A 12,182-nucleotide genomic window follows, 5' to 3' on the forward strand; every position below is an offset into this window, starting at 1 on the left:
TCTTGACCAATCGGAAGGATTTACGGAACATAAGGCGAACATATGAGTCGCTGCAACCATGTCCATCGAAGCCCGTCGTCATCACGCCATGGCCCTCCTCCGCGAGAGCATCGGAGAGGCGCGGGCCAACGATTCGGCGATTCTACCGTTCGGGATCAACGCGCTCGATGGCCGGTTGGCGGATGGCGGCCTGACGCTTGGCGGCCTTCACGAGATCGCAGCGGCTACGACGACGCTCAGCGACGATGCGGCAGCGACGCTGTTCGTGGTGGGGATCGCCGCGCGGGTCGCCGCGACGACAGGACGCCGCGTCCTGTGGGCGCTGACCCGCTTCGATCTTTACGCACCGGGGCTCGAACAGGGCGGGCTCGATCCGGCGACGCTGCTGTTCGTCGAGACGCGAGAGGACAAGGACGTGTTGGCCGTCATGGAGGATGGCCTGCGCCACGGCGGCGTCGCGGCTGTGGTCGGCGAGGTGAAACGCGCGGATATGGTCGCCACCCGGCGGCTGCAACTGGCGGCAATGACCGGAGGCACCCCTGCCCTGCTCTTTCGGCGCTGGCGACGGCAGGGCGTCTGCCCGCTGACCGAGCTGTCGGCGGCGATGACCCGTTGGCGAATCGCGTGCGCGCCGTCCGCTCGATTGCCTGCCCCCGGCGTCGGCCGCGCCCGCTGGACAGTCGAGTTGGCCCGCCAGCGTGGCGGCCCCGGTTTCACGATGGACTTGGAGGCATGCGATGACACGGGTCGCCTCGCTCTACCTGCCGCATCTCGCGATCGAGCGACTGCGGCGGCTGGAGCGGCCGCGCGCGCTGCCTGAGCCGAGGCCTGCGCCCATATTGCCGATCGACGACGACCCCGGTGCCTGTTCGGTACCGCGGGGTGGAGGCTGGCGGCCGGGTGCGCGCTGGGCGCAGGTTGAGGGCACGCGTGGGGCGATCGCCGAAGAGGCGGCGGCACTGCCGCTTCACCAGCAACCGACGATGCGCGAACTGGGCCGCCGGTCGGAGGCGGCCGAGCATCCCTTCAAACGGGCACTGTCTGCCGAGGCAGCCCACCTGTCAGGGTCGGCCAGCCCGGTCACCCACATGCAGCCGCTGATCCTCGCTGAGGCGATCGGCCAGCGCCAAGTGATCGTCGCGGCCTGCCCGGCGGCGCTCACGCTCGGCCTCGTGCCCGGCATGGCGATCACCCAGGCACGCGCGCTGGTGCCAGATCTGGACATCCGCCCTGCCGATCCTGTTGCAGACCTCGCCGTGCTCGACAGTCTTACGCTCCATGCCGTGCGCCACTGGACGCCAACCGCCGCGCCGAGCGGAACGGACGGGCTATGGTTCGACCTGACCGGCGCCGCGCACCTGCATGGTGGCGAGGCGCAGTTCTGCACTCGACTGGTCCGCTTCTGCCGACGCTTCGGCTATACCGCGCGGGTCGCGGTGGCAGGTACGCCGGGGGCAGCGCATGCGCTGGCGCGCTACGGGCGCGAGGCCGTCACCCTGGTTCCCGGCGGCGGCGAAGCACGGGCGATCAGCGCACTGCCCCCCGCAGCGTTGCGTCTGTCACCAGAGGCCATCGCCGCCGCGCAACGTTTTGGGCTCGACCGTATCGCCGACCTGGTCCCGCTGCCGCGCGGGCCGCTCGCCCGGCGGCTGGGGCTCGCCAGCGTCCGGCGGCTCGATGAGGCGCTTGGCCGGGTGGCGGAGCCGATCGTGCCCGTCGTCCCGCAGGAGACACCAGTCGTCGAACGCCGACTTCTCGAACCGATCGGCACTGCCGACGCGGTCGAGCGCGTCATCGCCGACCTGCTCGGCGACATGATGCTGCTTCTGCAGGAGCGCGGGCACGGCGCGCGAACGTTGGTGCTGTTGCTGGAACGGATCGATGGCAGCGAGCAGCGCCTCGCGATCGGCACAGCGCGCGCGACACGTGATACAGCGCATCTTGCTCGCCTGTTCCACCTGCGCATAGAGCGGATCGATCCGGGTGACGGGATTGAGACCATGCGCCTTGCGGCGACGCGCACCGATCCGCTCGGTGCGATCGCAGTGGTGGGCGACCTGACCGGCGAGGAACCGACACCTGACATCGCCACGCTGGTCGACCAGATCGCCGGTCGGGTTGGCGAGAACGCGCTGTTCACAACCGCCCCCGTCGAAAGCGACGTGCCCGAACGCGCGGTGCGCCGCGCCTCGCCGCTCGCGTCTCCCACCGGCTGGCCGGCTTGGCGCAGACCGGTACGGATCCTCCAGCGTCCCGAACCGCTGTCAAGCGTACTCGCGCTGCTCCCCGACGCTCCACCGCGCCGGTTCACCTGGCGGGGCAAGGTCCATGCGGTGGTCGCGGGCGACGGACCCGAACGGATCCATGGCGAATGGTGGCGGCGCGACGGCGAGGTCTGGGCGGTGCGCGACTATTTCCGGGTTGAGGACGACACTGGCGCGCGTTTCTGGTTGTTCCGGCGTGGCGACGGGGTCGAGCCTGCGACCGGCGATTTGAGCTGGTATCTGCACGGGCTGTTCGGCTGATGGCCACCTATGTCGAACTTCAGGTGACGACCCATTTTTCGTTTCTGCGAGGTGCGTCCAGCCCGGACGAACTTCTCGCCGCCGCCGCGCTTCAAGGCCACACTGCGCTCGGCATCGTCGACCGCGGCAGCGTCGCCGGGCTGGTGCGAGCATGGGAGGCACAGAAAGCAACTGGCGTGCGGATGGTCCCGGGCGCGCGGGTCGACCTCGACGATGGCCGCGCGCTGCTGCTCTATCCGACCGACAAGGCCGCCTGGTCGCGGCTCACCCGCCTACTGACGCTGGGCAAGTCGCGCGCCGGCAAGGGCGGCTGTACGCTCGGCTGGTCGGATCTTTGCGACTGGCGCGACGGGCTGATCGCGATCCTGCTGCCGCACGAAGCCGATGATCGCACCGCCCGCCACCTTCTCGAACTGCGCCAGACCTTCGGAGCGCACGGCTATCTCGGCCTTGCCTTCCGACGGCGTCCCGATGATGCGCTTCGCCTGCACCAACTGTCGACGCAGGCGGCGGCGGCGCGAGTCGCCACCGTAGCGGTCGGCGACATCCTCTATCATGCCGCCGAAGCGCGGCTGTTACAGGACGTCGTGACCGCTATTCGCGAGAAATGCACCGTCGATACCCTCGGCTATCGACGCGAACGGCATGCCGATCGACACCTGAAGTCGCCGGAGGAAATGGAACGGCGTTTTGCCGCCTTTCCCGAGGCGATCCGCGCGACCGCCGCGATCGCGCGTGCCTGCACCTTCGACCTTGGCGAGCTCAGCTACCAATATCCGCACGAACGCGTCGTTGACGGCCTGACCGCGCAAGCTGCGCTCGAACGGCTGACCGATCAGGCGGTCGAGCGCATGTTCCCGGACGGTGTGCCGGAAGCGTATCGGAAGCAGATCGACCACGAACTCAGGCTGATCGGTGAACTCAGCTATGCGCCCTACTTCCTGACCGTGAACGCCATCGTCGCGGAAAGCCGGCGGCGGGGCATCCTCTGCCAGGGCCGCGGGTCGGCGGCGAACAGTTGCGTCTGCTTCGTGCTCGGCATCACCAGCATCGATCCCATTCGCCATGAATTGCTGTTCGAGCGTTTCGTCTCCGGCGAACGCCGCGAGCCGCCCGATATCGATGTCGATTTCGAGCATGAGCGGCGCGAGGAGATCATCCAGTGGATCTATGAGACGTACGGGCGCAACCATGCCGCGCTAACCGCCGTCGTCACCCGCTATCGCGCGCGCGGCGCGGTGCGCGAGGTCGGCAAGGCACTCGGCCTGCCGGAGGATCTTACCAAGGCGCTCGCGGGCCTCGTCTGGGGCTGGAGCCAAGAGGGCGTCGGCGAGAAGCAGGTCACCCAGCTCGGCCTCAACTTGGACGATCGGCGGTTGCGGCTTGCGCTGGAGCTATCCCGGCAGTTGATCGGTGTACCCCGCCATCTGTCCCAGCATCCTGGGGGCTTCGTGCTGACCCAAGACCGGCTCGACGATCTCGTTCCCATCGAACCGGCGGCGATGGTCGACCGGCAAGTCATTGAATGGGATAAAGACGATATCGACGCGCTCAAGTTCATGAAGGTCGATGTGCTCGGCCTCGGTATGCTCGGCTGTATGAACCGCGCCTTTAACCTGCTCGAGGAGGCCAAGGGCATACGCGTCGGCATGTCCGACCTGCAGGACGACGACCCCGACGTCTACGCCATGATCCAGAAGGCCGACACGCTCGGCACCTTCCAGATCGAGAGCCGCGCGCAGATGTCGATGCTGCCGCGGATGAAGCCGACGCGCTTCTATGACCTCGTCATCGAAGTCGCGATCGTCCGCCCTGGCCCGATCCAGGGCGACATGGTCCACCCATACCTCCGCCGCCGCGAGGGGCGCGAGAAGCCCGACTATCCGCGGCCCGAACTACGCGCGGTGCTGGAGAAGACGCTGGGTGTACCGCTATTCCAGGAACAGGCGATGAAGGTCGCGATCGTCGGCGCGGGCTTCACCGCGGTCGAGGCAGACCAGCTCCGCCGCGCCATGGCGACATTCAAGTTCACCGGCGGGGTCAGCCACTTCTACGACAAGCTGGTCGAGGGGATGGTCTCGCGCGGCTATCCCCGCGACTTCGCCGAGCGGACTTTCAAGCAAATCGAAGGCTTCGGCTCCTATGGCTTCCCCGAGAGCCACGCCGCCAGCTTTGCCAAGATCGCCTATGCCAGCTGCTGGATGAAGCATCATCATCCCGACGTCTTCTGCGCAGCGCTACTCAATGCTCAGCCGATGGGCTTCTATGCGCCGGCGCAGGTCGTGCGCGATGCGCGCGAACACGGCGTCGAGGTGCGGCCCGCCTGCATCAACACCAGCCGCTGGGACTGTACATTGGAGCCGACCGCCGGCCGCTACCTCGCCGTCCGGCTGGGGCTGCGCCAGGTGCGTGGCCTCGCCAATACGCATGGCGCGGCGATCGTCGCGGCGCGAGGAGATGCGCCTTTCCAGTCGGTCGAGGAGGTATGGCGCCGCGCGGGCGTGCCCCGTGCCGCGATCGAGCGCCTGGCCGAGGCGGACGCCTTCCATGCATTGGGCGGGGATCGCCGTCAGGGCTTGTGGAAGGTGAAGGGCCTGGGCGAGGCTCCCCTGCCCCTCTTCGCCGCCGCCGATGCCCGCGAAACCTCGTTCAGCCCGGAAGGGCTGGAACCCGACGTTGCGCTCCGCCCGCTGACCGAGGGCCGCGAGGTGGTGGAGGATTACCGCGCGCTCCAACTGTCATTGCGGGCACATCCCCTCGCCTTCCTCCGGCCGGATCTCACCCGGCGCGGCATCGTTCGCTGCGCCGATCTCGCCCACATCAAGGACGGCCGCCATGTCGAAGTCGCGGGCATCATCCTCGTCCGCCAGAAGCCGGGCAGCGCCAAGGGCGTCCTCTTCATCACCATTGAGGATGAGACCGGCATCGCCAATGGGATATTGTGGCCCGACCGGTTCGAGGCGCAGCGCCGCACCGTCATGTCGGCGGCGATGATCGGGATGAAGGGCCGGGTCCAGCGCGAGGGGCTGGTCATTCACGTCATCTGCGACCGGATCATCGACCATGGACCGCTTCTCGCCCAGGTCGGCCAGATGGACTTTCCACAAGCCACCGGCCGCGGCGATGGCGCACGTCATGCCGGATCGCCCGACCGGGGCGATGCCGGATGGCGGCCGGGTCCGCGCGACAGCTACTGGCCGCCGCACGCAGATGGCATGGACCCTGAACAGGTGGTGCGAATCAAATCCCGCGACTTCCACTGAGCCGTGCGCCCGGTTTCCCGACACCAGCGCATCGTCGTCGACCTGTCGATCCGCATCCTGCGCGCCGCCATGACCCGGTCGGGCGAGCACCGGGTCGACACGATCGAGGTGCGTCTCGCACTGCGATGCCTGATCGGTCACTGCCCCGAGCGTTGGCCACTCGACATGTTCTGGAGTTCCGCTGCAACTGAGCACGACATTGGACGTGCGCAAGGTTGTACGGCGGCGTTTGCCGGGATCGTAAGGCAATTGCGCCGTGCCGGCGCTGTGGTGGATTAAGAACATGTCCAGCGCCTTGGTAGAAGTGAAGGCAGTTCCCTCGCCGTTGGCAAGGCATCGGTCGTAAGTCGGCCGGACGATGCGTCCGGCGAGCGAGCGGCGCGAGAGGTCGAAGCGCCCGGCGTCGAGACGCCTGATGTCCTCGGTAAAGATACAGCCGGTGACGTGCTCCCCGAAAATCATGCCATTGGTAAGTTAGCTTGTCAGATGGAGACGAGCGATGCGGCGAGGCCGTTTTACCGAGGATCAGATCATAGGCGTGCTGCGTGAGCACGAGGCTGGCGTGAAGACCGCGGAGCTGTGCCGGAAGCATGGCATCAGCGATGCGACGTTCTACAACTGGAAGTCGAAATACGGCGGGATGACCGTGTCGGAAGCGGCACGGTTGCGGACGCTGGAGGACGAGAACCGGCGGCTGAAGAAGCTGCTGGCGGAGTCGATGCTGGACGTATCGGCGCTGAAGGATCTGCTAGGAAAAAACTGACCCGGCCTGCGGATCGCTACGCTGCGGTGGAGAAGCTGATGACCGACCACGGCTTCTCCGAGCGTCGCGCGTGCAGGCTGGTGGGGGTCAACCGGTCGGCGTGGCAATATGAGCCGCTTCGCGGGAAGGACGATACTGTCCGCGAGCGGATGCGCGAGATCGCGAACGAGCGTCGTCGGTTCGGCTATCGCCGACTGGCGATCCTGCTTTGGCGTGAGGGCAAGGGCATGAACCTGAAGAAGGTGTACCGGCTGTATCGCGAGGAGCGGCTGACGGTGCGCAAGCGCGGCGGCCGGAAACGAGCGCTGGGCACGCGGGCGCCGATGGCGATCGGGAGTGTCAGGAATTTCGTGTGCGGGCGGGCGGATGAACATTACGCCGCCATGGCCTTGATGAAGCGTTCGCCGAAGATGACGGCGAACTGTGCCTTTGCCATGGTCCACTCACGTGGCGGCATTCTCCACTCTTTCTCCGAGCGGTTCAAGATCAGGTAGAGCAGCTTGGTGGCGGCCTCGTCGCTGGGGAAATGTCCACGGGCGCGCACGGCCCGGCGCAGCTTCGAGTTCAAGGCCTCTATGGAATTCGTGGTATAGATGATCCGCCGAACCTCGTCGGGAAAGGCGAAGAACGGGATGACCTCGGCCCAGGCGCGCCGCCAGCTCTGGCCGATGGCAGGATAGCGGGTGCCCCAGGGGCCCGCCTCGAATGCCGTCAGAGCCTGTTCGGCCGCCTCGGCGCTGGGTGCGCGGTAGATATCCTTCAGCGCGGTCGCCAAGCCCTTGCGGTCCCAGGACACGAAATCCATGGAATTGCGCAGCAGGTGGACGATGCAGGTTTGAACCACGGCGTCGGGAAACACGGCGGTGATCGCCTCGGGAAAACCCTTCAGGCCATCGACGACAGCGAGCAGGATGTCCTCGGTGCCGCGGTTCCTGAGCTCGTTCATCACCCTGAGCCAGAATTTTGCACCCTCGTTCTGCTCCAGCCACAGGCCCAGCACCTCCTTGGCACCATCGGCACGGACGCCGAGCGCGATGTGGATCGCCTTGTTGCGCACCATGCCCTCGTCCCGGATCTTCACCCGCAAGGCGTCGAAAAAGACGAGCGGGTAGACCGGATCCAGCGGCCGCTGCTGCCAGATCGCCACCTCGTCGAGTACGGCGTCGGTTACCGTCGAGATCAGATCGGGCGACACAGCCTGCCCCGGCGAAGGCCGGGGTCGATGCCGTACAGATCGTGCAGGTGCCCCGTGATCTCCCGGGTGCTCATACCGCGCGCGTACATCGACACGATCTTTTCATCGAAACCTGGAAAGCGCCGCTGGTATTTGGCGATCAGCTGCGGGTCGAAGCTGGCTTGCCGGTCGCGCGGTACGTCGATCGCCAACTTACCGGTATCGGTCGTGATCGTCTTCCGACCGTAACCGTTGCGGCTGTTGCCCGCGCCATCTTCACCGGCGAGGTGATGATCCATCTCGGCATTCAACGCGCGCTCGGTCAGCGCCTTCTTCAGCGCGTCGAGCAGGCCACCCTGCGCCAAAGCGGTGCCCGCGTCACCGCCGGCCAGCAACTGATCCAGTAACTCGTTCGGTATCGCAGGCTCTTTGCGTCGGGACATATCGGGTCTCCTTCTTCCCCTTTATGCCCGCCCGCACACGAAATTCCTGACACTCCCATGGCGATCCCGCAGGAACCCAACCAGCGCTGGAGCCTCGACTTCGTGTCGGATGCATTGGCCTGCGGCCGGCGGTTCCGCGTCCTCAACGTCATCGACGATTACAGCCGGGAGTGCTTGGCCTGCATCGTCGATACCTCGTTGTCAGGACGACGTGTCGTGCGGGAATTGGCCGCCATTACCGAACGTCGCGGGCTCCCATGCATGGTGGTCAGCGACAACGTCCTATGTCGGGAAGCAGCGGCCGGTTTTGGCCAGCAGATATCCATGCGCCGACAACCATCGGCGCGGCATGCATTCTCAGCCAGATGGCTCCCACCGTCAACGGGATCGCTCCCTGCCATAGCAAACACAGGATCCAGCGGCGCCGGGGCGGCCGTGGTCCTCACCATCCTTAAAACGAGATACGCACCCAGGTGGAAGGCCCGAACATTATCTACAGGGTCGCTCGACGAGCGCCCTCACGGCACTTGCAGAGAGGGGTCCTTCCACCTGGCATCCGACCGTTCGAGGAACGGCCGGTACTCTGTCCCCGTCTTGATGACGGCGTGAGCCACGCGCGCCATCTTGGCGGTGAGCGCCGTCATCGCCTTGCGGCGACGGTCGGCATCGTCCGCGTGCCCGGCGGTGTACCGTCCGAGCTTGTCGCGGAAGCTATTGTCGCGCTGACGCGCGGCGACCTGGGCAGCCATCCAGAAGGTGCGGCGCAGGCGCGCGTTGCCGTATTTGGACAGCTTGGTGCGGCCGCGGAACGTGCCCGACTGACACGTTGCAAGATCGAGACCGCAGAACTTCAGGAACTGGCGATGATGGTTGAAGCGACGCAGATCACCGGCCTCGGCCAGGATGGTCAGCGCGTTGAACGGACCGATGCCCGGAATGTTGCGCAGCAGCTGGTAGTCGACGTCATCGGCGAGCCGCGCATGGGCCAGCCGCTCGATCTCGTCACGCTGGTGGATGAGGCTGCGCCCCTGCGCGATGACCATGCGGAACATGGTGATGGCGGCCGAGGCCTCCGGCACCGGCAGCGCCGTCGAGGCGGACGCAGTCTCGTAGATGTCGTTGATGAGGCGTGCCTTGGAGACCTTGCGGCCGATGAGCGGCCATGCCGCAGCCGAAAATGCCTCACGGTCCAGCGCCGTGATGGTGGCCGGTGTCGGAAACCGCTCGATAAGCGCGAGAAACCAGTCGGACCGGCTGTTGCCTGCGAAACGGGCGATCTCGGGGAAATACAGCGGCAGGTAATGGGTCAGGATCCGGTGCCAGGTCTGCGTCTTCATCCTGGAGATCGTCTCGTGTGTCTTTGAGAGCTCCTGCAGGTCATTGATGCCCGCGGCGAGCGGGTCGACGTAGCGCTGCGTCGCGCCGATCCGCAGCATGTGCAGGATGACCTGCGCGTCCTTGGGGTCGTTCTTGTCCCAGCCGTTGTGCAGCGCCTCGCGCGTTCGGGCGAGCGCGACCGACGAGATGAGGCGCTGCTCGAACCCCGCCGTCAGCAGCCGGTGTGCCAGCGTGCGATGGTAATTACCTGTCGCCTCGAACCCGATGACGATGGGGCGGCCGATGGCCGCGAGTTGCTCGGCAAAGCCGTCATAGTCCTGTCTGGTCGCCATGACGGTCATCCGCCGACGCCGGCCGCCTTCCGGTCGCTCGATGAGTACCTCCTGCCGGTTCTTGGACATGTCGATGGCTACTAGCACGGCGCCAGCAGGCGTAGAGGTGAGCTTGGTCATGGTCGGTCGGCCTCCAAAGTGTTGTCTCGACAACCTCACTTTAGATACCTGCTGACCGGCCATGGCTTGCCCTGTTGAAGCCTGCGGCCGCTACGCGGCCTTGTCTTCAACAGGGCCATAGCGGCTCCCGAACCAGCGCTTCCCGATGTGCTACGGCACCGAACTGACCAGTCACGCCGTGCTCGCCTGGTGCCAGGACACCGGCGTCGAGTGGCATTACATCGCGCCCGGCAAGCCGCAGCAGAACGGCTTTGTGGAATCGTTCAATGGTCGCTTGCGCGACGAGTGCCTGAACGAGCACCTGTTCCCCTCGCTGGCTGCGGCGAGACGGATCATCGAGGCATCGCGCACGGACTACAACACCGTGCGTCCGCACAGCAGCCTCGGCGGCATGGCACCCGCCGAGTTCACCAGCCGCCCCCGCCAAGGGCATGAGGAAACCGAAGCTAACTTGTCAGCGGCCTGAAAATGGGGAGCACGTCAGTGAATGTCATGCGCCGCATGCTCGGTGTGTCGCGCAGCGGCTATTACGACTGGCGTGGCTGGGCACCGAACGCACGAACCACGGCGAACCTGGCACTACTCGGCGACGTGCGCCGGCTCCAGGAGCGCCATCAGGGGCGCTACGGGTCTCCCCGGGTGCATGCCGCCCCCGGCCTTCGCCGGGGCAGGCTCTGCGAGCGGAGGGCTGGCAGTGCAGCCATGGCCGCGTCGAGCGCCTGATGCGCCGGCATCGCATCCGCGCGCTTGCCGGGCGCCGGTTCCGGCCATGCACGGCCGACAGCCGCCACTATCTGCCGATCGCCGCGAACCTGCTGGCGCAGAACTTCGTGGCGACCACGCCGAACCGGATCTGGCTGGCCGACATCAAGTACATCGCGACCGGCGAAGGCTGGCTCTATCTGGCGGCCGTGCTCGACCTGGCAACCCGCAAGATCGTCGGCTGGGCCATGCGTGACCAACTGCGAACCGAACTACCACTCGCTGCCATGATGATGGCCGCCCAGCGGCAGCGTCCAGCGCCCGGCCTCATCTGCCACTCGGATCGCGGGTCGCAATATGCCGCCGGGGCCTATGTCGCCTATCTGTCGGCGATCCACGCCGTGCCCTCGATGAGCCGCACCGCCAATTGCTACGACAATGCTCCGATGGAGAGCTTCTTCCACACCCTCAAGGTCGAGCTGGTCCATCAATGCCGATCGGCGACCCAGTTGGAAGCCCGACAGGCCCTGTTCGGATACATCGAAGGCTACTACAACCGGCACCGGATGCACTCGGCCATCGGGTATCTGACACCCGAGCAAGCCGAGCAGCGCATGACCGGCTAACCCCGCGTGTCCGCCAAAACGGGGGATGATCAGTCGGTGATGGTCTCGGACACGGACATAAGCCTATGCTCAGGGGATAGCCCCAAGCCTCCTTCTAAGGCTTGAATCCGTCCGGTCAAAACGGGGGCCAGCTCAGAGAAGTGTCCCTCGCGGTGCGCATAGCGCTGATTGTCCCGCGCCGAACAGTCATAGCCGATCAGGCGTACAGCCGTCCGGCCCTTGCTCCATGCGTGCTGCGCCAGCGGCCAAGCCTTGACCCATTTGTCCTGTGGCGAAATCTTGTGCCGTGCGGAACAGGAATGAAGGCCGAAGGCGATTGAGGGCAACTGCTCACCACAGTCGCCCCCATAGCCCTGCCCGCCTTTCCGCCGCGAGGCCTAGCCGGTCCGCTTGTCCGCACGCGCTGACTGCCATCGCAGGCTAGGTTAAATTCCGACTTCCCAGCCTGAATGGGTTATCCAGGAGATGATTCCAATTCGACATTGCAACCACTCGACTTGCTAAATTTCACGTACATTTTCTTTGTCGAGCCATCGACCCTCAAATACACAGTTCCATCATCATCCGAGCTGATCGAACAATAGAAATTCGATTTACACGTGTAGGCAGCACCATTTTGGGTAGTGAATTTGATCCACCAATAATCAAACGGACTTCCGCTGCCCACAGTATATTTGACCGGAACAGGGCCAACTTTGGCATCAGGTTCTACATTGTGGAACGTATATTGCTCCTGCTTGGATTCATCGTTACCCCGCCTGTGACGGATAGTAACCTGTGCCAGGTCAACACCCCAATCATTGACTAAATAAACTGCGCCGATGCGATCATCGCCGAGAGCGATGGGGTTATCGCCTTCATCATCACCCAAAGGCAAACGTGATACTCCCGACATA

Annotated in this window: 5 protein-coding genes and 6 pseudogenes; 8 read left to right on the plus strand and 3 right to left on the minus strand. The window is 65.4% G+C overall.

Annotation, left to right across the window (positions count from 1 at the left end):
- Positions 1-58: 58 nt before the first annotated feature.
- From QE360_RS17780 to QE360_RS17800, 5 genes and pseudogenes are all read left to right on the plus strand, one after another.
- Positions 59-820 (plus strand): protein ImuA, encoded by a 762-nt coding sequence (locus QE360_RS17780; protein WP_309703706.1) that lies wholly within the window; start codon positions 59-61, stop codon positions 818-820.
- A complete protein-coding gene (locus QE360_RS17785) occupies positions 738-2,525 on the plus strand; it encodes a DNA polymerase Y family protein (RefSeq protein WP_309703709.1) in 1,788 nt (595 codons plus the stop codon). The genes QE360_RS17780 and QE360_RS17785 overlap by 83 nt, the downstream gene beginning before the upstream one ends.
- Complete coding sequence (locus tag QE360_RS17790; protein WP_309703711.1) at positions 2,525-5,788, plus strand: error-prone DNA polymerase; 3,264 nt, start codon at positions 2,525-2,527, stop codon at positions 5,786-5,788. Before QE360_RS17785 ends, QE360_RS17790 begins: the two co-directional genes overlap by 1 nt.
- Positions 5,789-5,791: 3 nt before the next feature.
- Positions 5,792-6,067, plus strand: a complete 276-nt coding sequence (locus QE360_RS17795) for a hypothetical protein (protein WP_309703713.1) — start codon at positions 5,792-5,794, stop codon at positions 6,065-6,067.
- Between the two features lie 220 nt (positions 6,068-6,287).
- A pseudogene (locus QE360_RS17800) lies at positions 6,288-6,883 on the plus strand (transposase); the annotation flags it as partial.
- Positions 6,884-6,924: 41 nt separating this feature from the next.
- On the opposite strand, the pseudogene QE360_RS17805 reads toward QE360_RS17800, so the two are convergent.
- A pseudogene (locus tag QE360_RS17805) lies at positions 6,925-8,168 on the minus strand (IS256 family transposase).
- Between the two features lie 72 nt (positions 8,169-8,240).
- On the opposite strand from QE360_RS17805, the pseudogene QE360_RS17810 reads away from it, so the two are divergent.
- Positions 8,241-8,447, plus strand: a pseudogene (locus QE360_RS17810) (DDE-type integrase/transposase/recombinase); the annotation flags it as partial.
- Positions 8,448-8,661: 214 nt separating this feature from the next.
- On the opposite strand, the pseudogene QE360_RS17815 reads toward QE360_RS17810, so the two are convergent.
- Positions 8,662-9,958: pseudogene (locus tag QE360_RS17815) on the minus strand (IS110 family transposase).
- Between the two features lie 154 nt (positions 9,959-10,112).
- Between QE360_RS17815 and QE360_RS17820 the strand changes: the two are divergent.
- A pseudogene (locus QE360_RS17820) lies at positions 10,113-10,424 on the plus strand (integrase core domain-containing protein); the annotation flags it as partial.
- Between the two features lie 17 nt (positions 10,425-10,441).
- A pseudogene (locus tag QE360_RS17825) lies at positions 10,442-11,286 on the plus strand (IS3 family transposase); the annotation flags it as partial.
- Between the two features lie 454 nt (positions 11,287-11,740).
- Here QE360_RS17825 and QE360_RS17830 read toward each other — a convergent pair.
- Complete coding sequence (locus QE360_RS17830; protein ID WP_309703715.1) at positions 11,741-12,181, minus strand: hypothetical protein; 441 nt, start codon at positions 12,179-12,181, stop codon at positions 11,741-11,743.
- Position 12,182: the final 1 nt, after the last annotated feature.

Source organism: Sphingomonas sp. SORGH_AS_0789 (assembly GCF_031453055.1).
GTDB lineage: Bacteria > Pseudomonadota > Alphaproteobacteria > Sphingomonadales > Sphingomonadaceae > Sphingomonas.

Excerpts from the sequence above, each read along its gene's own strand:
- QE360_RS17780 (WP_309703706.1), top strand. The coding sequence starts at position 59 with ATGTCCATCGAAGCCCGTCGTCATCACGCCATGGCCCTCCTCCGCGAG.
- QE360_RS17785 (WP_309703709.1), top strand. The coding sequence starts at position 738 with ATGACACGGGTCGCCTCGCTCTACCTGCCGCATCTCGCGATCGAGCGA.
- QE360_RS17790 (WP_309703711.1), top strand. The coding sequence starts at position 2,525 with ATGGCCACCTATGTCGAACTTCAGGTGACGACCCATTTTTCGTTTCTG.
- QE360_RS17830 (WP_309703715.1), bottom strand. The coding sequence starts at position 12,181 with ATGTCGGGAGTATCACGTTTGCCTTTGGGTGATGATGAAGGCGATAAC.